This window comes from Pseudomonas sp. RIT409, assembly GCF_003052515.2.
Taxonomy (GTDB): Bacteria; Pseudomonadota; Gammaproteobacteria; order Pseudomonadales; family Pseudomonadaceae; genus Aquipseudomonas.
Genome location: NZ_QARE02000012.1, coordinates 144,888 through 167,663, shown reverse-complemented (window position 1 = coordinate 167,663; position 22,776 = coordinate 144,888). Strand labels below are relative to the sequence as shown.

Sequence of the window (22,776 nt, the reverse complement as noted above, 5' to 3'; positions counted from 1 at the left end):
CGCCATGAACGAACTGCAGCAATTGAATGAAAGCCACGGCCTGCTATTGGTCTTCGTCAACGTATTGCTGGAGCAGATCGGCCTGCCGGTGCCGGCCTATCCGACCCTGATCGTCACCGGTGCGCTGGCGATGCAAAGCAAACCGCTGCTGGGCGCCGGCGTGCTGATCGCCATGCTCGCCTGCCTGATTGCCGATTCGCTGTGGTACCTGGCCGGCAAACGCTACGGCGCCGTGCTGCTGAAATCCATCTGCAAGATCTCCCTCTCTCAAGACACCTGCATTCGTCAAGGCCTCAACGTCTACGACCGCGTCGGGCCACGGGCGATGTTGCTGTCCAAATTCCTGCCGGGCGCCGGCGCCCTGGTCACCACCGTGGCAGGGATGAACGCCACGCCATTCGCGCTGTTCATGCGCTATTCGCTGGCCGGCTCGTTCATCTGGGCCGGGTCCGCGTTGCTGCTCGGCATGCTCTTCACCGATGCCATCATTCCTGTGCTGAGTTGGCTGACCGGCTACCTGCCCGTGGCCATTGGCGGCGTGCTGCTCGCGTTGGGCCTGTTCATCGGCTGGAAGTACTGGAAGCGTCGTCGGCTGGCCCGGCGCACGGCCAAAATCCCGCGCATCACCGTGCCGCAACTGTTAGCGTTGCGCGACACAGACGAGCCGCCGGTCATCATCGATGTGCGCCCTACCTTCCACACCCACGTGGTGGACGGCATCCCTGGCGCGATTTCCATCAGCCTGGAAGAGCCGCTGGACCCGTGGGTCGAACAACTGACCGATGTCGACATGGTGTTCTACTGCGCCTGCCCCAACGAGCTTTCCGCGGCGTTACTGGCGGAAAGGCTGCGTGCTCGGGGGTTGACCCGTGGCAAGGCCCTGGTGGGTGGACTGGATGCCTGGCGCGAGGCCGAAGGGGAACCGGCGCTCGTCGACAAGCCTGCAGCGGCCTGAGCGGCAAGCCCGAGCTGACGCTAGCGAGGCATCATCTGCATGCCGACGTACAGACGCAGCAACTCATCGGTGCGGTAAGGGTTACAGCCGCTGAGCTCGGCAATTTTTTCCAGACGGTAGCGCAGGCTGTTGCGGTGAATCCCCAAGGCGTCGGCACAGGCCTGGCTTTCCCCGCTGTAATCGAACCAGGCACGCAGTGTATCCAGCAATTGAGCATGGCCTTGCAGCCCCTTCAAGGGTTCGGCCACCCCCTCGGCCAGCCAATCGTGACGATGGCGCCAGAACAGCACCGCCAGACGGTGGCTGGCCAGCCGCAACAGACGTTGTTGAGGTTGTGCGACGCGGGCGTATTCCAGCAGGTCCCGCGCGGCTGCACAGGCATGGCGCAACTCGCTCAAATCGGCAGAAGGCTCTGCCGTCGCCATGCGCACCACCGGCCAGCCCTGCTCGTCGAACTGCTCGAGCAGCAAGGCGTCCTCACGGTCTTTACCTGCCGCCCTGCACCAATGCACGCGCTGGGGTTCACAAGAGACGCACCAACTGTTGGCGTAACGCCCATTCAGCCAAGCGGCCAATTGACCGGCGTACCCGGCACCGTCAGGCAGTTCGATCACCACGGCCTGGCGAGTCAAATGAGGTTGCAACCCCAATTGCTCCGCTTCATCGATCAGATGCCCCGGGTTGTCGCCCAGTAAAAGACGCGCCAGCAGGTCCTCACTGCGCTGATGTCGCCATTGCTGATCGGCCTGCTGGCGCCGATGCTCCATCAACATTTCCGCGGTCATCTTCACCAGCTCGGCATAGACCCGCACCTGGTCCGGTTCACCGGTAATGCCCAGCACGCCCACCAGTTGCCGGTCCAGCATCAGCGGCAGGTTGACGCCCGGCCGCACACCGCTCAGTCGCTTGGCGGTATGGGAATCGATCTCCACCACCCGGCGATTGGCCAACACCAATTGCGCGCCTTCATGCCGCGTGTACAGACGCTCGGCCTCGCCGCTGCCGATGATGATGCCCAGGTAATCCATCACGTTCACGTTGCACGGCAGGATGGCCATCGCTCGGTCGACGATGTCCTGGGCCAAGGCATGATCAAGGGCGAACATGAGCGATGTCCGGACGATACAGGGATTGAAGATGCGTCTGAGTCATGGCGTGGTCTTGATTCACAGGGTCTGCCTGAGGGGGACACCGGGTTCCGACACGTCTGCGGGCAGTTAAGCTACCTGCCGGGCCCAGGTCATGGCACAGTGCAGGGAGAGCACTGAAATTGCAATGAGATCACGCCATCTTGCCCAGACACGCCCTCGCCCTTCTCTCGTTCCTGGCTTTGCACGCCTGTGCGTCCAATGACGTGCCCCTAGGCCAAGCGAGCTTCGCCGAGTATCGCCAGCAAACCGTCGCCTGGCTCCAACAGCACCGTGACTTCCAGACCCGCGACCATGGGGCAGAACTGGAATGGAATGCACCCCAAGAGTGGCGACCGAATGGCGTGGCCAAACGCGGGATACTGTTGGTGCATGGGCTGGGGGATTCGCCTTGGTCCTTCCATGATGTGGGCCAGGCGCTGGCCGATCAGGGCTTCCTGGTGCGTACGGTGCTGCTGCCGGGACACGGCAGCAAGCCGTCGGACATGCTCGATGTGACGCTCGAACAGTGGCAGCAGGTGGTCCGCGAACAGACCGCCGCCCTGCAGCGCGAGGTGTCGACGGTGTACCTGGGTGGTTTTTCGACCGGGGCCAACCTGGTGCTGGATTACGCCTACGACCGCTCGGACATCGCCGGCCTGGTGCTGTTCTCTCCCGCGTTCCGCCCTGCCAACACCTACGCCTGGCTGACCCAATACATCGGCTGGTTCCGTCCCTGGCTGGCCAGCCCGAGCGACGGTAACCGCCCGATGCAGACACCGGTCCGCTACCTGAACGTGCCCACCAACGGCTTTGCACAGTTCTACCGCAGTGCGCTGCTCGCCCAGGAACGTTTGGAAACTCGCCACTATGAGAAGCCGGTGTTCGTGGCCATCACCCAACACGACTCCGTGCTGGACACCGCCTATGTACTGGACAGCTTCAACACCCGGTTCAGCCATCCGGCCAGTCGGTTGATCTGGTATGGCGCTTCCCCAGCCATGACCGCCCGCACCCCGCGGGTCAAGGTGCGCACCGACGACCTCCCGGCCTACCGGATCGCCCAGTTCTCGCACATGGGGCTGATGTTTTCACCGCAAGATCCGCTCTACGGCAAGGACGGCAGCCAGCGCATCTGTTGGAATGGCCAAGAAGCCGCTGCCATGCAGAAATGCCTGGATGGAGAACCGGTCTGGTATTCGGACTGGGGGCATCGCGAACCGGGGAAAGTTTTCGCAAGGCTGACGTTCAATCCCTATTTCGATTGGCAGATGGGGGTGTTGATGGGGGTATTGGAGAGCACCCGTTAACCGTGCATGCCCCACTAGGCCCGCTGGTTAATCCGCCGGGGCCAGGCGCTCGCGGCTGTTGCTCAGGTGCGTCCACATGGCGGCGCGGGCGGCGTCCGGGTCCTGGCGGCCGATCGCGGCGAGAATCGCTTCGTGCTCCAGGTTCGCCAGGTACGCATGGTGGGTCAGCCGAGTGCCTGCCCGCTCGCTGGAGCCGATACCGCTGCGCGGAATGATGGCCTGTCCCAGGTTCTGCAGGATGTCGAGAAAGTAAGGATTGCCCGTCGCCTCGGCGATCAGTAAGTGAAAACGACGGTCCGCCTCCACGCAACTGTCTTCCTTGGCCAGCAAATCCTGGTAGTCATCCAGGGCCTGTCGCATTGCAGCGAGGTGGTCAGGCGTGCGTCGTTGAGCGGCCAGTGCCACGGCCTGGGTCTCCAGCCCCATCCGCAGCTCGATGATGTGGCGCACGGTAAACACGGTTTCGACCTTCAGGTGCAGGCCGCCGGACGCGGACCGTGGCAGAACGAAGGTGCCCTTGCCCTGATGGGTTTCCACCAATCCTGACGCCTGCAATTTGAAGATCGCTTCACGCACCACCGTACGGCTGACGCCGTGCTCGCGAACCATCTCGTGTTCCGAGGGCAATTTTTCGCCTGCGGCGATATGCCCGGAAAGGATCCGCTGACTCAGGTCGGTCACCAGATCGGTGGCCAGGCTGTGCTGTCGCCGGAGTTTCGGAAGTCGGGCAGGTGTTGGCATGGGCGGCGGTCCTGGCTGTCGAAGATCGTTTTGCAACGCGTGAATACTTGTCTGTTTTGCTGAAAAAAGCGTGCCTGGAATTCGGGTAATCGGCTTCCGATGGCTGAACGAGACCTCCACGCAGCCCTGCCGGTACCGGGCTTGTAACGCGCCATCAGTGGTCGTTCAACTTGTCATACAAGCCGACTTAGTCTGCTGGTCAACTTGCAGAATGACCAGCAAATTCGCCTTGCAGCCGGTACTTTTACTTGTATGATGACTGGCAACAGGGCCTCACCCTGCCCTGCACGACAACCCGCATAACAATAATGAGTGGGAGTTACGCCAGTGAACACATCCTCATCCCCGCTGGATGATGCCGAGCCCTCCGTCCTCCAGACGGCCGTCTCCAAAGTCAAGCGCCATGTGCTGCCGCTGTTCGTCATCATGTTCATCGTCAACTACATCGACCGGGTCAACATCGGTTTCGTGCGTAGCCACATGGAACATGACCTGGGCATCGGCGCATCCGCCTACGGCTTCGGCGCCGGGCTGTTCTTCATCGCTTATGCGTTGTTCGAAGTCCCCTCCAATATCCTCATGCAAAAAGTCGGCGCGCGTCTCTGGCTGACCCGGATCATGTTCACCTGGGGGCTGGTCGCCGCCGCGATGGCCTTTATCCAGAACGAAACCCACTTTTATATCCTGCGGTTCCTGCTCGGGGTGGCAGAAGCCGGTTTCTTCCCCGGCGTGATCTATTACTTCACTCGCTGGCTGCCGGGCGTCGAACGTGGGAAGGCGATCGCGATCTTCCTCAGCGGTTCGGCCTTCGCGTCGCTGATCTCCGGCCCCCTCTCCGGCCTGCTGTTGCAGATCGAGGGCTTGGGCATGCACGGCTGGCAATGGATGTACTTCATCGAGGGGATGTTCTCGGTGGGCCTGTGTTTCTTCGTCTGGTTCTGGCTGGATTCCCGGCCGCAAGACGCCAACTGGTTGACGCAGGCAGAAAAGGACGCGCTGACCACGGCCATCGACGACGAGCAGCGCGCGCGTGAAGCGGCCAGTCCGGTGAAGCTGTCCATGGGTCAGTTGCTCAAGGACCCGCAGATCATCCTGTTTTGCCTGATGTACTTTTTCATCCAATTGACGATCTATGCCGCGACGTTCTGGTTACCGAGCATCATCAAGAAGATGGGCGATCTGAGCGACTTCCAGGTTGGCCTGTTCAACTCGATCCCCTGGTTCATTGCCATCGTCGCCATGTACGGGTTCGCCTCGCTCTCCGCCAAGTGGAAGCACCAGCAAGCCTGGGTGGCTTGCGCCTTGCTCATTGCAGCGGCGGGCATGTTCATGTCCACGACGGGAGGGCCGGTGTTCGCTTTCATCGCCATCTGCTTTGCCGCGCTGGGATTCAAATCGGCGTCGTCGCTGTTCTGGCCGATTCCCCAGGGCTATCTGGACGCCCGTATCGCGGCGGGGGTGATTGCCCTGATCAACTCACTGGGCAACCTGGGCGGTTTCGTCGCCCCAACCGCTTTCGGCCTTCTCGAACAACAGACCGGTTCGATTCAAGGCGGCCTGTATGGGCTGACCGCGACCTCGATCATCGCCGCGATCCTGGTGTTCACGGTGCGCACTACCCGCAAGCCGGGTGGCGAGCCGCTGGCCAGCGCTGACGTCACGCATAGCCATTCCTGAGCCATCACCTTTTTACCGACCCACGGTGCCGCCTGGCGGCGCCTCGCCTATACAAGGATCGAGTCATGTCCTTACACCCTACCGGCAGCACACCCGTCATTACCGAGATGCAGGTCATCCCCGTGGCGGGTCACGACGACATGCTGCTCAACCTGAGCGGCGCGCACGGGCCCTACTTCACCCGTAACATCGTCATTTTGAAAGACAACGCCGGCCACACCGGTGTCGGGGAAATTCCCGGCGGCGAAAAAATCCGCCAGACCCTCGAAGATGCCCGCTCGCTGGTGGTCGGCAACACCCTGGGCAACTACCAGAAGATACTCAACCAGGTGCGCCGGACTTTCGGCGAGCGAGACGCCGGCGGCCGCGGCCTGCAAACCTTTGACCTGCGCATCACCATTCACGCGGTGACCGGCATCGAGGCTGCCGTGCTCGATTTGCTCGGGCAGCATCTGGACGTGCCTGTGGCCGCCCTGCTCGGCGAAGGCCAGCAGCGTGACGAAGTGAAAATGCTCGGGTACCTGTTCTATGTCGGCGACCAGAAGAAAACCAACCTGCCCTACCGCACCGAAGAAGAGGCCGACAATGATTGGTTCCGCTTCCGTCACGAGGAGGCCCTGACATCCGAGCGCGTAGTGCGCCTGGCCGAAGCTGCGTTCGAGCGTTACGGCTTCGAGGATTTCAAACTCAAAGGCGGGGTGCTCAGTGGAGACGCCGAGATCGAGGCCGTGACGGCTCTGGCCGAGCGTTTTCCAGAGGCACGCATCACCCTTGACCCCAACGGCGCGTGGTCGTTGAAAGAAGCGATTCGTCTTTGCCGCGATCAGCACCGCGTGCTGGCGTATGCAGAAGACCCCTGCGGCGCGGAAAACGGTTACTCAGGCCGTGAGGTGATGGCCGAATTCCGTCGCGCCACCGGGCTGCGCACCGCGACCAACATGATCGCCACCGACTGGCGGGAAATGGGCCATGCCATCCAGTTGCAATCGGTGGACATTCCGTTGGCCGATCCGCACTTCTGGACCCTCCAGGGTTCGGTGCGGGTGGCGCAGATGTGCAACGAGTTGGGCCTGACCTGGGGCTCGCATTCGAACAACCACTTCGATATCTCGCTGGCCATGTTCACCCATGCCGCGGCCGCTGCGCCGGGCCAGATCACCGCCATCGACACCCATTGGATCTGGCAGGACGGCCAGCGCCTGACCAAGGCACCGCTGCAGATCATCGGCGGCCACATCAAGGTGCCGGAAAAGCCGGGACTGGGGATCGAGATCGATCTGGATCAGGTGCACAAGGCCCACGCGCTGTACAAAAGCATGGGGCTGGGCGCCCGGGACGACAGCGTGGCAATGCAGTGCCTGATCCCCAACTGGCAATTCAACAACAAGCAGCCCTGCCTGGTTCGCTGAGCGCGCGGTGCTTCGCCCCCTGGTCCCGCCGGCGCGTGGTTCCCTGCCCGCGCCTGCTACCGCGCCGCCGTGCTAGGCTCTGCGCATCTCCGTGCATGAAGCCCGCCCATGACGCGCCTGACCCAGACCCACCCTCGCCTGACCCTGGCCGTTGCCTTGGGCATCGCTGCCGGTATTGCCTCCGCCCTCTTCGCCCCTGGCATGACGTTGACCAGCGACTTCCTGATTGCCTGGAACGTGGCCGGATGGATCTACATGGCGTTGATCATGCTGCGCACGGCCAGGTCCAACGCCGAGGACGTGCGGCGCATTGCCGAAGTCGAGGATGAAAACGCCGGCTGGGTGCTGGTGCTGGTGTGCGTGGCGGCGATTGCCAGCCTCGCCGCCATCGTGCTTGAGCTGTCCGGCATCAAGGACATGCCGTCCGGCGACAAAGCGCTGCATTACGCCTTCACCGGCGTGACCATCGTGGGGTCCTGGCTGCTGATCGGGGTGATTTTCAGCCTCCACTATGCGCGGATGTTTTATACCTGGGGCGGTGAAGACGCGGCCCTGCGCTTTGCCGATGGCGAGCAGAACCCCGATTACTGGGACTTCCTGTACTTCTCCTTCACCATCAGTGTGGCCGTGCAGACCTCGGACGTTGGGGTCGCCACGCGCAGCTTGCGCAAGGTGGTCCTCGCGCAGTCGTTGATCGGCTTTCTGTTCAACACCTCGATACTCGGGTTTTCCATCAATATCGCGGCGGGCTTGTTCAACTGAGGCGGCCGACGACGCCGTGCCCACCCGCCCTGCCACCGGCTGCCCCCGCCGAATCGGGGTTCCACTTGGCGCCTGCGAGGCGTATGTTGGCGCCCACAATTCCAATGTGCTTACACCATGAGGGCTGACCGAAATGACCCAGGGTTCCACACTGAACGTCGCAGTGATCGATGACTGGCAAGGCGTTGCGCAGGCGGCAGCGGACTGGACCGTCCTCGAGCCCATCGCCCGCGTCAGCTTCCTTCATGACTACCCTGCCGATACCGCCACCCTGGCAACGCGACTCAAAGACTTCGACGTGGTCTGCGTCATGCGCGAACGCACGCTGTTCGATGAGGCATTGCTCAGCCGGTTGCCTGGATTGAAGCTGCTGGTCACTGGCGGCATGCGCAACGCGGCGCTGGACCTCAAGGCTGCCGCACGCCTGGGCATCACGGTCGTCGGCACCGACAGCTATAAATACGCGGCCCCCGAATTGACCTGGGCATTGATCATGGGCGTCACCCGCAACCTGGTCGAGGAAGCCAACTCACTGCGCGCAGGCCATTGGCAGATCGGCATCGGCAGCGACCTGTATGGCAAGACACTGGGGATCGTCGGCCTGGGCAGCATCGGCCAGAAGATCGCACGCTACGCTCAGGCCTTCGACATGAACGTCATCGCCTGGAGCGAAAACCTCACGGCTGAACGCGCGGCCGAACACGGCGCCACCTATGTCAGCAAGGCAGAGCTGTTCGAACAGTCGGACATCATCTCGGTCAACCTGGTCCTCAGCGACCGCAGCCGGGGGCTGGTGGACGCAGAATCGCTGAATCGCATGAAGCCAACGGCGTATCTGGTCAACACCGCGCGGGGCCCGATCGTCGATGAAGACGCACTGGTCGAAGTCCTCCAACAGAAAAAAATCGCCGGCGCGGCACTCGACGTGTACAGCATCGAGCCGTTGCCCGCCGATCATCCGTTCCGCACGTTGCCCAATCTGCTGGCCACGCCCCATGTCGGTTACGTGACGGAGAACAACTACCGCCTGTTCTTCAGCCAGATGATCGAAGACATTCAAGCCTGGCACGCCGGTGCCCCGATCCGGACGCTCGCCTGATGACCATGCCCCTCTCCCGACTGCCTTCCGACCCACGTGCGGCCCTGGTGGTCATCGACATGCAATACGACTTCATGCCCGGCGGTGCGCTGGCGGTGGCCGATGGCGATACGCTGGTGCCCCGGGTCAATCAGTTGGCCGCCCAGTTCCGAAACGTGGTGCTGACCCAGGATTGGCACCCGGCCGGGCACATTTCCTTCGCCTCCTCTCACCCCGGACGGGCACCGTTCGACAGCGTTCCCCTGCCCTACGGCGCGCAGACCCTGTGGCCGGACCATTGTGTTCAAGGCACCCACGGTGCCGCGCTGCATGCCGAGCTTGATGCGCCGCATGCGCAACTGATTCTGCGCAAGGGCTGCAACACAGGCATCGACAGCTACTCGGCGTTCGTCGAAGCCGACCGCACCACGCAGACCGGCTTGGCAGGCTATCTGAAAGAGCGCGGCATCGACAGCGTGTTCGTGGTCGGGCTGGCGCTGGACTTCTGCGTGGCCTGGTCGGCGCTGGATGCGCGGGCTGCAGGGTTCAACACCTGGGTCATCGCCGACGCCTGCAAAGCGATTGACCTGGATGGATCGCTGGAAAAGGCGTGGCGGGACATGACGGCAGCGGGGGTGGCGCTCATCGACAGCACCGACCTGGCAGGCTGACCGCCCGACGCAGCGTTCTGGGTATCGACGGTCGCGCGTTGCCAGGCATCCCCTGCCCCTGAACGGATCGCGCAACCGTTCCGCATGCCTTAACGAGACCTGTCAGCGAACGACGATCGACGCCGCGTGTCTGAAGCAGCAGCACGACACTCCGCGAGATTGCGCCATGGCAGACGAAGAAGACGGCAAGACCCCCGGGCTCACCCCCGAAGAAGAACGCGACATCGATGAAAACCAGCCGCCACGCGCGGCGGTCCTGCATGAAACCATCCGCATGCAGGGCGACCAGGAGCTGGAGCGAAACGTGGCAGCGTTGTTCTGGTCGGCCCTGGCCGCCGGGCTGACCATGGGCCTGTCGCTGATGGCCATGGGGCTGCTCAATTCCCGATTGCCGGACGGCGAAGCTTTCAAAGTGATCGCCAGCGTCGGCTACAGCGCGGGGTTTCTGGCGGTGATCCTTGCCCGCCAGCAACTGTTCACCGAGAACACCCTCACTGCCGTGCTTCCCGTGATGACCAAACCGACGTTGGGCAACTTCGGGCGGTTACTGCGCCTGTGGACCACCGTGCTGATCGGCAACCTGTGCGGCACGCTGCTGGTGGCCTACGTCATGCTGGAGTTGCCGATTTTCGACGGCAAGACCGATGAAGCGTTTCTGGAGATCGGCCGCAAGGTCATGGAAAACAGCGTGACCCAGATGTTCGCCAAGGGCATTGTCTCGGGGTGGATGATCGCCACCATGGTGTGGATGATTCCCTCCATGGAAAACGCCAAGATGTGGATCATTCTGATGATCACCTACCTCATGGCGCTGGGGGATTTCACCCACATCGTCGTGGGCTCGGCCGAGGTCTCGTATCTGGTGTTCGCCGGGGAATTGAGCTGGCGTGAGTTCTGGCAGGTGTTCGCCGGGCCGACGCTGGCCGGGAACATCATTGGGGGGAGCTTTATCTTCGCCTTGCTCAGCCATGCACAGATTCGCAGCGAGAGCGACGCGCCGAAGAAAGACTCACCTTCGGCCCAAAAGCCCAAGCGCTCGGCAAAAGCCAACGAGGTGTGACCACGCTGTTGCAGCGCAGCGGGAGCACGCCGCGCTGCAACAGGGCGGATGTACCCACTCCATCGATACCGCCCGGTACTTAAATTATTTTTAAGAAATACCGGCTACGTTTAAAGGCAGAATGAAGTCTTCCGTTGCAACCTGCTCCAGGTAATCCAATGACCCGAATTCTGACCATCGAAGACGATGCCGTGACCGCCCGGGAAATCGTCGCCGAGTTAAGCAGCCACGGCCTGTCCGTCGACTGGGTCGACAATGGCCGCGAGGGCCTGGTGCGCGCCGTCAGCGGCGATTATGACCTGATCACCCTGGACCGCATGCTGCCTGAAGTGGACGGCCTGGCCATCGTCACCACTATGCGCGCGCTGGGTATCGCCACACCGATCCTGATGATCAGTGCCCTGTCCGACGTCGACGAACGCGTTCGCGGCCTGCGCGCGGGCGGTGACGATTACCTGTCCAAACCCTTCGCCTCCGATGAGATGGCCGCTCGGGTGGAAGTCCTGCTGCGCCGCAGTAACCCCGTCACCCAGGCGGAAACCATGCTCAAGGTCAGCGATCTGGAACTCAACCTCATCACCCGTGAAGCCAGCCGCGCCGGACAGCAGCTCAACCTGCTGCCGACCGAATACAAACTGCTGGAATTCCTGATGCGCAACAGCGGACAAATCATCACCCGCATGATGATCTTCGAAGAGGTCTGGGGCTATCACTTCGACCCAGGCACCAACCTCATCGACGTGCACATCGGCCGCTTGCGCAAGAAAATCGATCCCCCTAACCTGACGCCGCTGATACGTACCGTTCGAGGCTCAGGTTATGTCATTGCCGAACCCGTCTAAGGGCTGGCGCTCCTCCAGCAGCCGTCTGCTGGCGCTCTACAGTTTCCTTTTCGTGGCCTGGAGCAGCATTCTGTTGGGGGTGCTGTACTGGGAAGTCACCAACTACCTGAACACCCTCGCCCGCCACTCGCTGATGCAGCGCCAGCAATTGTTTTCGCGCTTCGAGGGCAAGCAACTGGACGATGCGCTGCGCACCAGCGACAAATTCGACATCCGCACCGTGGACGCCTACGGGCTGTTCGACAATGACCTCAACCCCATCAGCGGTCCGATCGACAGCATCCCCGAAGGCCTGGCCCTCAACGGTCAGATTCAAGAACTCGACACGTGCATTCAATCGGACGATCCGGACCTGCCCAGGGCCAGTTGCGATGCGGTGGCCATTCACACCCTCGACAACCGCTGGCTGGTACTGGTGCGGGACAACGGCTCGCTGTTCGCCGTGACCACCCTGATCCTTCGCGCGCTGTTGTGGGGCATCTCCTTGACCATCATTCCCGGCGCGCTGGGCTGGCACCTACTACGGCGACAACCCCTGCAGCGCATCGGCGCCATTCAAGCCAGCGCCGAAGCCATCGTGACGGGGGATCTGACCCGGCGCTTGCCCGTGTCGGACCGTCGGGATGAAATCGACATGCTGGCGGACATCGTCAACGCCATGCTCGACCGCATCGAGCGCCTGATGAACGAGGTCAAGGGTGTCTGCGACAACATCGCTCACGACCTGCGCACCCCGCTGACCCGTTTGCGTGCGCAGCTTTACCGCATACAGCAACAATCGGCGGAGGATTCGCCCCACGGGGAGCAGATGGCCCAGGTCATCGCCGACGCCGACACCCTCATGGCGCGGTTTCGCGGGCTGTTGCGCATTTCCGAGCTGGAAGACCACCAGCGAAGGTCCGCTTTCGGCCAACTCGACCCGGTGTCACTGCTGCAGGAGCTGTTCGATTTTTACCTGCCGCTGGCCGAAGAAGGCGGCATTTCATTGCAACTCAAAATCGCCGACGACCTTCCCCCGCTGGTGGGCGACCGGGCACTGCTGTTCGAAGCCTTATCGAACCTGCTGAGCAACTCCATCAAATTCACCCCGCCGGGTGGCCAAGTGCTGATGATTGCACGGGCCGAGGGCGAAACGCCCTTCATCGAAGTTCAGGACACCGGCCCCGGCATCCCGGACGCCGAGCGCGAAGCGGTGTTCAAGCGCTTCTATCGCAGCGAAACCGGCAACCAACAGAGTGGTTTCGGGCTGGGCCTGTCGATCGTCGCAGCGATCGTCAATCTGCACGGCTTCAAACTGCGCATCGGCAGCAGCCCGTCGGGCGGCGCCAGTCTGGTGCTAGAGTGTCGACAGGTGCTGGCGTTGGGGTGAACACGAGACGCCACGCCGCCGGGGACCGTTGCCGAAAACCGCTCAACGCGCAAGAAAAAAGCCCAAGGTCTTGGCACCCTGGGCTCGACAGAACATGGATCAACTGGGGCGGCTCAGCCGGGCATGCATGTGAAGTCCTTGGTGTGCCCCAGCTGATGGCCTTGGGCATCCTCCAACCGGACCCGGTATTCTTCGCCAAGGCTCGATTCCACGAGTGTGTAGCGCTCTCCCGCCTTGAACTGGCTGAACGTGATGCCCGCTTCACAGTTCATCTGGTCATCGTTATTACCCGTGCCTTCGACGATCAGGTCCACATCCAGGGTGTGCGCGCCAGGCTTGACGTCGAAGTAGCGCCCGTCATTCAAGCGCTTGCCGTCCACGTCTTCCGCCAGCAACGTCCCCGAAGGTTCTTCCTGCAAACCGATCCAGGCTTCATTGGGGTCGGCTTTTGGCATCGGCCCCGCACACCCGGACAAGGCAGCGACCAGCCCCAACGCAGGTACCAGCAATAATGATTTGGCGTTCATGACACGATCCTCAGCGAGTTGAAAAGCGCCCTGTGGTCCAGGGGGGACTTCGATGAGATCAGCCTGCGCCTGGCCCGGATGAACAACAAATGAATGCCCCATGAAAGCTCCTTGCGCGCCTTCCTAACGGTTTGTTCATCTGGCTGAAAGCGGCGTGTTAGGTCCCTGCATCAAGACTGCCTCTCTTTCGAACGGGTCGAAATGGGAGGTTTCCGGCATGCTCGGGCTGGTCAAGACTGCGTTGCTCAAGCCATACACGTTCATCGTGTTGGCGATTCTTATCTGTATTGTCGGACCGATGGCGGCCCTCAAGACGCCCACCGACGTCTTCCCCGACATTGGCATTCCCGTGGTGGCGGTGGTCTGGCAGTACGCCGGACTGTCCCCGGATGCCATGGCCGGCCGGGTGATTTACACCTACGAGCGCTCGCTCAGTACCACCGTCAACGACATCCAACACATCGAGTCGCAATCCCTGCCTGGCATGGGCATCGTCAAGATCTTCTTTCAGCCCGGCGTCGATATTCGCACCGCCAACGCGCAAGTGACGGCGGTGTCGCAAACCGTTCTCAAACAGATGCCCGCCGGGATCACCCCACCGCTGATCCTCAACTACAGCGCCTCGACGGTGCCGATCCTGCAAATGGCCTTTTCCAGCCCGACCCTGTCGGAGGCGCGGATTCGCGACTTGGTGCAGAACAGCATTCGTCTGCCCCTGAGCGCCGTGCCGGGCCTGGCCATGCCGACGCCGATGGGCGGCAAGCAGCGCCAGATCACCCTCGACCTCGACCCACAGGCGCTGGCCGCGAAAGGTTTGTCGGCACAAGACGTCGGCAATGCACTGGCAGCGGGCAACCAGATCATTCCGGTGGGCACCTCCAAAATGGGCACCGATGAATACACGGTGCTGCTCAACAACAGCCCGCAAGCCATCGACGAACTCAATGACCTGCCGATCAAGACCGTCGACGGCGCGCTGATCACCATCGGCCAAGTGGCCCACGTGCGCGACGGCTCGCCGCCGCAGACCAACATCGTCCGGGTCGATGGGCGTCGCGCGGTGCTGATGCCCGCCTTGAAGAACGGCAACATTTCGACCCTGTCGATTGTCGATGACATCCGCAACATGCTGCCGCTGATCAACGAGACCCTGCCGCCCGAGCTGAAAACCTCACTGCTGGGCGACGCCTCGGTGTTCGTCAAGGAGTCGGTGGGCAGCGTGGCGCGGGAAGGCATCATTGCCGCGCTGCTGACCAGCGTGATGATCCTGTTGTTCCTTGGCAGTTGGCGTTCGACGGTGATCATCGCCGCCTCAATTCCGCTGGCGGTGCTGTCGGCGATCGCACTGCTTGCGCTCACCGGCCAGACGCTCAACGTCATGACTCTGGGCGGACTGGCCCTGGCGGTGGGGATTCTGGTGGACGACGCCACGGTGACCATCGAGAACATCAACTGGCACCTGGAACAAGGCAAGGCGGTGAAAGACGCGATCATGGACGGCGCGCGGCAGATCGTCGGCCCGGCGTTCGTCTCGCTGCTGTGTATCTGCATCGTCTTCGTGCCGATGTTCATGCTGCAAGGCATTGCCGGTTACCTGTTCCGCCCGATGGCGCTGGCGGTGATCTTCGCCATGGGCAGTTCGTTTCTGCTGTCGCGCACCCTGGTGCCAACGCTGGCGATGTTCCTGCTCAAACCTCACGGGCTGGAAAGCGGCCCAGGCCACCACCCGGAAGATGCCTTCATCAACCACCATGAAGGCGACCAGCATGGCCGCCAGCGCCACGCCATCCTGCGTGCTGCCTTACGCTTCCAACAGGGGTTCGAACAGCGTTTCTCGAACGTTCGCGACGTGTATTACGGCTTGCTGGGCCTGGCCCTGAAGCGCCGTAAAGCCTTCCTGCTCGGCTTCCTCGCCTGCGTGCTGGCCAGCTTCGCGCTGCTGCCGAGCCTGGGCGAAGACTTCTTCCCGGCCACCGACGCGGGCGCCCTGTCGCTGCACGTGCGTCTGCCGCTGGGGACGCGGATCGAAGAAAGTGCTGCGGCCTTCGACCGTATCGAACAACGCATTCGCGAGATCATCCCGGCCGACGAACTGGACACGGTGATCGATAACATCGGCATCCCCCTGAGTGGCATCGACATGGCCTACAGCAGCAGCGGCACGATCGGCCCACAGGATGGCGACATTCAGGTCACGTTGAAAGCGCACCACGCACCGACCGAGGACTACGTCAAACGCCTGCGCGAGGCCCTGCCACGCAGTTTTCCCGGCAGTCAGTTTGCGTTTCTGCCGGCGGACATCAGCAGCCAGATCCTCAACTTCGGCAACCCGGCGCCGCTGGACGTGAAAATCTCCGGCCGCGACGATGCCGCCAACCGCGCCTATGCGCTGGAGTTGCAGCGTCGGCTGCAACACGTTGCGGGGATCACCGACCTGCGCATTCAGCAGTCCACCGGTTACCCCTCGATGCAGGTGGATGTCGATCGCCTGCGCGCCAAGCAACTGGGCATCACCGAAAAAGACGTGACCACCAGCCTCGGCGCCTCGTTGGCCGGGACCTCACAAGTGGCGCCGACCTACTGGCTCAACCCGAAGAACGGGGTGTCCTATTCGGTGGTCGCCGCGACCCCGCAATACCGGCTGGACAGCCTGCCAGCGCTGGAAGCCCTGCCGATCACCGGCAGCACAGGCCAGTCACAGATTCTTGGTGCCCTGGCCACGATCAAACGGGTCGACAGCCCGGCGGTCGTCACCCACTACAACATTCAGCCAACCCTGGACCTGTTCGCCAACGTGCAAGGCCGCGACCTCGGCGGCGTGGCCCGGGATGTACAAAAGGTCATCGACGGCATGGCCCACCTTCGCCCCAAAGGCGCGGTGATCAGCCTGCACGGCCAGATCGACGCGCTGCATGAAGCCTTCAGCGGCCTGAGCTTCGGTCTGCTCGGCGCCGTGGTGCTCATCTATTTGCTGATCGTGATCAATTTCCAATCCTGGATCGATCCGTTCGTGATTATCACGGCATTACCGGCGGCGCTGGCCGGTATTGTCTGGATGCTGTTTCTCAGCGGGACTTCGCTGTCGGTGCCGGCGCTGACCGGGGCGATCCTGTGCATGGGTGTCGCGACCGCCAACTCGATTCTGGTGGTGAGCTTCTGCCGAGAACGCCTGGCCGAACACGGCGACGCCTTGCTCGCAGCGCTGGAAGGTGGCTACACGCGCTTCCGGCCGGTGTGCATGACTGCGCTGGCGATGATCATCGGCATGCTGCCGCTGGCCCTCTCTCAAGAACAAAACGCGCCGCTGGGCCGTGCAGTGATCGGTGGGCTGATGCTCGCCACCACCGCCACCCTGCTGTTCGTGCCCGTGGTGTTCAGCCTCGTGCACCGTCATTCGAAACCTCAAGCTGCCGCCCCACGTGCACTGGATGGAGAAACACCCCATGTCGTCTGAAAACACCCCTTCGCGTAAACGCCTGATGCTGACCGGCGTCGGCGGCCTGACCCTGGCGGCGCTGTTGGTCGCCAACGGCCTGGCAGCACGCACCCGTCATGACCATGACGTCGCGGCCTGGACCGAAAGCCAGTCCATGCCGGTGGTGACCGTGGTCTCGCCATCACGGAAGGCTCAGGGCGACATCCTGCAACTGCCAGCACGGCTGGAGGCCTGGAGCAAGGCATCGATCAACGCTCGGGTCAGCGGCTACCTGAAAGACTGGAGTGCTGACATCGGCACGCAGGTACAGGCCGGTCAGGTCCTGGCCCACATCGACAGCCCGGAACTGGACCAGCAACTGGTGCAGACACGCGCCCATCTGGCTCAGCAACAGGCTAACGCACGCATCGCTCAAACCACTGCCGAACGGTGGCAACACCTGCTCGCGACGCATTCGGTGTCGCAACAGGAAGTGGATGAAAAGGTCGCTGCTGCCACGGCTGCGAAAGCCGATGTGCAGGCCGCTGAAGCGGATTACCGACGCCTGAATGACCTGACGGCGTACAAAATCATTCGGGCGCCATTCACCGGTACGATCACCGCACGCAACACTGACATAGGCCAGTTGATCAAGGCCGACGATGGTGGCGGCACGCCGTTGTTCAGCATGGCCGACACCCATCGCTTGCGCCTCTACGTGCCGATTCCGCAAAACTACGCCAGTGTCATCCACCCCGGCCTGTCGGTGCAGTTGAGCGTGCCAGAACACCCGGGGCAGACCTACAAGGCCACGCTATTGGGGGATTCCACGGCGGTCGATCCACGTTCCGGTACGCTGCTGGCACAGTTCGTTGCCGATAACCCCGATAGCGCGCTGCTCCCCGGCGATTACGCCGATGCCACCTTACCCGTCGCCGCAAGCAGCCAGGGTCTGAGCATCCCGGCCAGTGCACTGATTTTCCGGGCCAAGGGCACGCAGGCCGCGACCCTGGACAGCAGCGGTCATGTGCACCTGCGCAACATTCACATCGCCATGGACCTGGGCGACCGGCTGGTGATCGATCAAGGCCTGCAGGCCGCCGACAAGGTCATCGACAACCCGCCCGATGCCCTGCGTGAAAACGACGCGGTGCAAGTGGCCGACGCCGGAGGTGCACATGCGCCCAAGGCTTGAATACCTCGCGCTGGCCATGGTGGGCGCGCTGACCTTGCAAGGCTGCTCGTTGGCGCCGAACTACACGCCCCCTGCCGTCCCGATGCCTGAGCACTTCAAGGAAGACGCAGGGCCGTGGCGTCCGGCGAAACCCGCCGATCAGTTGCAACGCCAATGGTGGGCGGTGTTTCAGGACGCACAACTCGATCGACTGCAACACCGGTTACTGGACGCTAACCCCGACTTGAAAGCGGCCCTTGCCCATTACGAGGCGTCGGTGGCCTATGCCAGCCAGTTGCACGCCGGGCTGTTCCCGCAGGTGAACGCCAGTGTGGCGCCGTTGCGTCAGCGGCAGTCGGACCGCAGGCCCCTGCGCGGCAACGCTCAGCCTTCGGTGTACAACAGCGACACGACCGGTTTTAGCCTCAATTTCGACCCGGACCTATGGGGCAAGATTCGCAACCAGGTGGCAGCGGGTGACGCCCAGGCTCAAGCCTCCGCAGACGACCTGGCCGTCGCGCGCCTGAGCCTGCAAAAGCAACTGGCGACGCTCTACGTTCAGGCCCGTGGGCTGGATGCGCAAAGCCGAATTCTGCAAGCCTCACTGAACGACTACACCCAGGCCCTGCAACTGACCCGCGACCGCTATGAAGGCAAGATCGCCTCGGCGCTGGACCTGACCCGTGCCCAAAGCCAACTGGCCGAGGCCCGGGCGCAACTGGACGATGTGAAGGCCCAGAGCAACCTGAGTGAACACGCCATCGCCGAATTGGTGGGCGTGCTGCCCAGCGACTTCGCGCTCGTCCATGATGCTGAACCCTTGAAGCAGCCGGACATCCCCCAGGCGCTCCCCGGCAGCCTGTTGCAACAACGGTCCGACGTCGCCGCCGCCGAGCGTCGCGTGTTCGCCGCCAACGCCAACATTGGCGTGGCAAAAGCGGCGTGGTATCCCGATTTCAGCCTGACCGGTCTGCTCGGCGGCCAGACCCAAGGCAGCGGCAACCTGCTGGCGGCGGCCAACCGCTATTGGGCGCTGGGGCCGCTGGTCAGCCTGCCGATCTTCGATGGCGGCCGCCGCAGCGCCAACGAGCGCCAGGCGAAGGCTGAGTTCGAAGAAGCCGCCGCGCAGTACCACAGTCAGGTACTCAAAGCCGTGCGTGAAGTGGAAGACAACCTGGGCCAGTTGCGTGACCTGGAGCAGGAATCCCAGGACCAGCAAGCCGCCGTGCAGGCTGCACAAAGCGCCGAACGCATGGCGACCAGCAGCTATGAGGCGGGGGCTGTGAATTATTTGGACGTGGTGACGGCGCAGACCAATGCGTTGCAGGCGCAGCGAAGGTTGCAGGAAGTGGACACTAGTCGGTTGCAGGCCAGCGTCGGGTTGGCGGTGGCGTTGGGTGGGGGGTGGACATCAGGTAGCTAAGCACCCCAGTAGGAGCGCGCTTGGTCTGAGCCGCACTCGGACGAATGCGATCTATCCTTCAACATCACTGTGTCTGAATTGACGCCATCGTCCGAGTGCGGCCCAGACCAAGCGCGCTTCTACGCCTTCGGCAGAAGCACTTCAGCGACGCCCTTCAGACCGCGTCTCACGCCTCAACCACCGAGAAATCGAACAGCACCTGCGGCGACTCGATCAGCAGTGAGCGCATCACCTGCGGTGTGCAGCCCAGCGCCTGCAACTGCTCGACCACCGAGGCATAGCTGATCCGCTGTTCATGCTGGGTGTGCGGCCAGTCACTGCCCCACACCAGTCGCTGCGGGCCGAAGGTTTGCAGCAGCAAGGGTAGCAGCACGCGAGCGAACTCAAGGTTTTCTTGAGGGGTGCCTTCCAGCCGGTAGATGCCAGAGACCTTTGCCCAGACCTGACCACTCAAGCCCAGTTCCAGCATCTCACGCAGGCCCGCCTGATCGAGGCCAGATCGCGCATCGGGGCGACCGAAATGATCGACGACGATCTTCACGCCAAACGGCATCAGGCCATGGATCAGCGTAGGGATGTCCATCACGTGCCGATGCAGTTCAACGTGCCAGCCGAGTTCAGCGACGTGCCCGAACAGGACCTTCCATTGCGGCTCGGAAAAGTCCGGAAGCGCCTTGCCCATGAGGTTCAGGCGGATACCGACCACGCCTTGGCGGTCCATCTCCTCCAGTTCGGCGCGAGCGATGTCGCGCTCCACCACCGCCACGCCGCGCAGTTGCTCGGGTGCTTGCTTCAATGCGTCGAGCAAATAACGGTTATCGGTGCCCAGGAAGCTCGGCTGCACCAGCACGCCGTGGCTCAGGCCATGGCTGTGCAGAGTGTGCTGATACATCGCCAGCGTGGCGTCGTAATCCGGTGAGTAGCGTCGTGCCGATGTCAGATCCAGCTCGCTGCTGAATACGTGTGCGTGGCCGTCGATACCGAGGATCGACGCGGGAAAGGTGTCGGACATGGGTCTCATCTATCGGAAGAGGCGGAAGGTTGCGGTGTCACCGAACCCGCCGCCATAAGGAAACATCAAGCGCTGGCGGTTTCACTGCGCGGCGCGCTGCCTGTGGCGTCAGCAGCGCTGTTTTCAAGGCTGCGGCCGCGGGTTTCCGGCAGGCACAGCGCGGCGATCACGGCAACGCCATAGGCGATACCGGCATCGATGCCGATGGCCGAACCCAGGGACATGGACTCACTCATGTGCCCTACCAGGAAAGGGAACACTGACGACAGCACGCGACCGAAGTTGTAGCAGAAGCCGACGCCTGCCCCGCGCACGTCTGCCGGGTACAGTTCGTTGAACAGCGCCCCGAGGCTGGCCGGGATGCCTGCGGCGAAGAAGCCCAGCGGGAAACCCAGGAACAGCATCTGCGTGTTGGTCAGTGGCAGAAACACGTAGCACTGCACGGTGATGACGCAGCACAGGGCGAACAGCACGATGTTCATCCGGCGGCCGATACGATCGATCATGAAGCCACTGGCCACACAACCGCACCAGAACGCGAAAATGATCACGGCCAGGTATCCGCCGGAGTTGAGCACCGACAGGTTGCGCTCGGTCTTGAGGAAGGTCGGCAGCCAGGTCATCACCGCGTGGTAACCGCCGTGGGCACCCAGGCCCAGCAGGCCACCCAGCAGGGTTACGCGCAGCAGTTGAGGTCGGAAGATACCAGCCATGGACTTGAAAAAACTCTGACCGGTGGCGTTGTTTTTTTGCAGACGCTGGAAGCTGTCCGGTTCTTCGACGTTGCGGCGCACCCAGATGATTAGCAAGGACGGCAACAGGCCGACCAGGAACATCACCCGCCAGGCGATATCCGCCGGCACGAAGGAATAGATCAACGTGAACACACCCACCGCCAGGCCCCAGCCCACCGCCCAGGCGCTTTGAACCGTGCCCATGACCTTGCCGCGGTATTTGGGATTGATGGTTTCGGCCATCAGCACCGCACCCGCGGCCCACTCGCCCCCGATGCCGAAGCCCTGCAGCGCCTTGACGATCAACAGCGAATGAAAGCCGGTGACGAACGCCGACAGGAACGTGAAGAAGGAAAACCAGAGAATCATCCACTGCAACGTCCGCACGCGACCGTAACGGTCCGACAGCGTGCCGCCGAGCCAGCCACCGAGTGCGGAGGTGACCAGGGTCACACCGCTGATCAGCCCGGCATCGCTCTTGCTCAACGCAAATGCGGCGATCAGCGCCGGAATGGCCAGACCGAACATCTGGACTTCCAGGGCGTCCAGCGACCACCCGCCGAAACAGGCCCAGAACGTCTTGCGCTCCCGTGGGGTGACTTGTCGATACCAGTTGAACATGCTTGTTGTCCTTATACGTAGGTGCGGCAGTTGTTGTGGGGCCCGTTCTGAGTGACAGGCTTGGCTTGTACAGCAAGGGCAAACATGAGGCCTTTGGGGCAAGAGCGGCGCCTTCCCTCAAGGCATCTTTGAATCAGCGAATATCCACGCTGTATCGAAAATGGCTGGCATGCCCTCGCGAGCGCCGCCACTCCAGTGGCTGACCGGCGTAGTTGCGGGCCAGGCGTTCGATCACCACCACGGGGCTGCCCTCGGGCACTTGCAACAGACGCGCATGCACGTCGTTTACGGCCTCGGCGGTGAGGGTTTCTTCGGCGTAGGCCACCACCTGGCCACACAGCGTCTCGTAGATCGGATAAAGCAGCGGGCCCTCTTTGCTCAGGTCGTTTTCGAGCAGGGCCTGGAACTGCACCTGAGGCAACCAGATTTCTTCGGCGAGCACCGGCTGGGCGTCGAGCAGACGCAGGCGGATCATGCGGATGACGGGCGCCTCCAGCGGCAAGCCCAACGCTTGCGACACGGCGGAAGGCGCAGTCACCGGCTCGATGGACAAGATGCGGCTTTCCGGCACCTGGCGCTCGCCGGCCATGCTTTGAAAGCGAAAGAAGCGGAACAGCGAGGATTGGAACTGAGGGCGGCGGATGAAGGTCCCACGTCCCTGCTGGCGTTCGAGAATATTCTCGTTGACCAGCATATCGATGGCTTTGCGCACGGTGCCAGTGGAGAGGCAATACTCGGTGGACAACGCGGCCTCCGTGGGAATGGCCTCACCGGGGCGCCAGCGGTTGTTGGCAATCTGCTCGGCCAATTGATCACGCAGACGTTGGTAAAGCGGCAGGCGGACATCACTGGATAGACGATTCATGGCG

The 22,776-nt window shown here is 62.5% G+C and carries 19 protein-coding genes; 13 read left to right on the top strand and 6 right to left on the bottom strand.

The window, feature by feature from the left end; all coding sequences use genetic code 11:
- The first annotated feature begins 4 nt into the window (after positions 1–4).
- The gene (locus DBP26_RS16625) at positions 5–955 is read left to right on the top strand and encodes a VTT domain-containing protein (RefSeq protein ID WP_108238616.1); all 951 of its coding nucleotides are present in this window, start codon (positions 5–7) and stop codon (positions 953–955) included.
- A gap of 20 nt (positions 956–975) precedes the next feature.
- Here DBP26_RS16625 and DBP26_RS16620 read toward each other — a convergent pair whose 3' ends face one another.
- A complete protein-coding gene (locus tag DBP26_RS16620) occupies positions 976–2,061 on the bottom strand; it encodes a sugar diacid recognition domain-containing protein (RefSeq protein ID WP_108238615.1) in 1,086 nt (361 codons plus the stop codon).
- 218 nt (positions 2,062–2,279) lie between these two features.
- Here DBP26_RS16620 and DBP26_RS16615 point away from each other — a divergent pair, with 218 nt between their 5' ends.
- Entirely contained in the window at positions 2,280–3,392 is a 1,113-nt protein-coding gene (locus tag DBP26_RS16615) for an alpha/beta fold hydrolase (RefSeq protein WP_256600868.1), read from the top strand.
- Between the two features lie 27 nt (positions 3,393–3,419).
- On the opposite strand, the gene DBP26_RS16610 is transcribed toward DBP26_RS16615, so the two are convergent.
- Complete coding sequence (locus DBP26_RS16610; protein ID WP_108238613.1) at positions 3,420–4,133, bottom strand: FadR/GntR family transcriptional regulator; 714 nt, start codon at positions 4,131–4,133, stop codon at positions 3,420–3,422.
- A 327-nt stretch (positions 4,134–4,460) separates the two neighbouring features.
- Between DBP26_RS16610 and DBP26_RS16605 the strand changes: the two genes are divergently transcribed.
- From DBP26_RS16605 to DBP26_RS16570, 8 genes are all read left to right on the top strand, one after another.
- Positions 4,461–5,810 (top strand): MFS transporter, encoded by a 1,350-nt coding sequence (locus tag DBP26_RS16605; protein ID WP_256600783.1) that lies wholly within the window; start codon positions 4,461–4,463, stop codon positions 5,808–5,810.
- Between the two features lie 65 nt (positions 5,811–5,875).
- Positions 5,876–7,219 carry a glucarate dehydratase gene (gene gudD, locus DBP26_RS16600; RefSeq protein ID WP_108238612.1) on the top strand — a complete coding sequence of 448 codons (1,344 nt, stop codon included), beginning with the start codon at positions 5,876–5,878 and terminating at the stop codon, positions 7,217–7,219.
- Between the two features lie 108 nt (positions 7,220–7,327).
- Positions 7,328–7,981, top strand: a complete 654-nt coding sequence (locus DBP26_RS16595; protein ID WP_108238611.1) for a DUF1345 domain-containing protein — start codon at positions 7,328–7,330, stop codon at positions 7,979–7,981.
- Between the two features lie 133 nt (positions 7,982–8,114).
- Positions 8,115–9,080, top strand: coding sequence for a D-2-hydroxyacid dehydrogenase family protein (locus DBP26_RS16590; protein WP_108238610.1), 966 nt, complete (start codon positions 8,115–8,117; stop codon positions 9,078–9,080).
- A gap of 5 nt (positions 9,081–9,085) precedes the next feature.
- Positions 9,086–9,730, top strand: a complete 645-nt coding sequence (gene pncA, locus DBP26_RS16585; protein ID WP_108238641.1) for a bifunctional nicotinamidase/pyrazinamidase — start codon at positions 9,086–9,088, stop codon at positions 9,728–9,730.
- Positions 9,731–9,896: 166 nt separating this feature from the next.
- A complete protein-coding gene (locus DBP26_RS16580; protein WP_108238609.1) occupies positions 9,897–10,790 on the top strand; it encodes a formate/nitrite transporter family protein in 894 nt (297 codons plus the stop codon).
- A 158-nt stretch (positions 10,791–10,948) separates the two neighbouring features.
- Positions 10,949–11,632 carry a response regulator transcription factor gene (locus DBP26_RS16575; RefSeq protein ID WP_108238608.1) on the top strand — a complete coding sequence of 228 codons (684 nt, stop codon included), beginning with the start codon at positions 10,949–10,951 and terminating at the stop codon, positions 11,630–11,632.
- Entirely contained in the window at positions 11,610–13,001 is a 1,392-nt protein-coding gene (locus DBP26_RS16570) for a HAMP domain-containing sensor histidine kinase (protein WP_108238607.1), read from the top strand. Before DBP26_RS16575 ends, DBP26_RS16570 begins: the two co-directional genes overlap by 23 nt.
- A gap of 113 nt (positions 13,002–13,114) precedes the next feature.
- Here DBP26_RS16570 and DBP26_RS16565 read toward each other — a convergent pair whose 3' ends face one another.
- The gene (locus tag DBP26_RS16565; RefSeq protein WP_108238640.1) at positions 13,115–13,528 is read right to left on the bottom strand and encodes a hypothetical protein; all 414 of its coding nucleotides are present in this window, start codon (positions 13,526–13,528) and stop codon (positions 13,115–13,117) included.
- A gap of 217 nt (positions 13,529–13,745) precedes the next feature.
- On the opposite strand from DBP26_RS16565, the gene DBP26_RS16560 reads away from it, so the two are divergent.
- The 3 genes from DBP26_RS16560 to DBP26_RS16550 are packed head-to-tail and all read left to right on the top strand — an operon-like array spanning position 13,746 to position 19,540.
- The gene (locus DBP26_RS16560; RefSeq protein ID WP_108238606.1) at positions 13,746–16,982 is read left to right on the top strand and encodes an efflux RND transporter permease subunit; all 3,237 of its coding nucleotides are present in this window, start codon (positions 13,746–13,748) and stop codon (positions 16,980–16,982) included.
- Entirely contained in the window at positions 16,972–18,138 is a 1,167-nt protein-coding gene (locus tag DBP26_RS16555) for an efflux RND transporter periplasmic adaptor subunit (protein WP_108238605.1), read from the top strand. Before DBP26_RS16560 ends, DBP26_RS16555 begins: the two co-directional genes overlap by 11 nt.
- Entirely contained in the window at positions 18,122–19,540 is a 1,419-nt protein-coding gene (locus tag DBP26_RS16550; RefSeq protein WP_108238604.1) for an efflux transporter outer membrane subunit, read from the top strand. Before DBP26_RS16555 ends, DBP26_RS16550 begins: the two co-directional genes overlap by 17 nt.
- Positions 19,541–19,706: 166 nt before the next feature.
- On the opposite strand, the gene DBP26_RS16545 is transcribed toward DBP26_RS16550, so the two are convergent.
- From DBP26_RS16545 to DBP26_RS16535, 3 genes are all read right to left on the bottom strand, one after another.
- The gene (locus DBP26_RS16545) at positions 19,707–20,552 is read right to left on the bottom strand and encodes an amidohydrolase family protein (protein ID WP_108238603.1); all 846 of its coding nucleotides are present in this window, start codon (positions 20,550–20,552) and stop codon (positions 19,707–19,709) included.
- A 65-nt stretch (positions 20,553–20,617) separates the two neighbouring features.
- The gene (locus tag DBP26_RS16540; protein ID WP_108238602.1) at positions 20,618–21,907 is read right to left on the bottom strand and encodes an MFS transporter; all 1,290 of its coding nucleotides are present in this window, start codon (positions 21,905–21,907) and stop codon (positions 20,618–20,620) included.
- A 133-nt stretch (positions 21,908–22,040) separates the two neighbouring features.
- Complete coding sequence (locus DBP26_RS16535) at positions 22,041–22,772, bottom strand: GntR family transcriptional regulator (RefSeq protein WP_108238601.1); 732 nt, start codon at positions 22,770–22,772, stop codon at positions 22,041–22,043.
- Positions 22,773–22,776 lie beyond the last annotated feature (4 nt).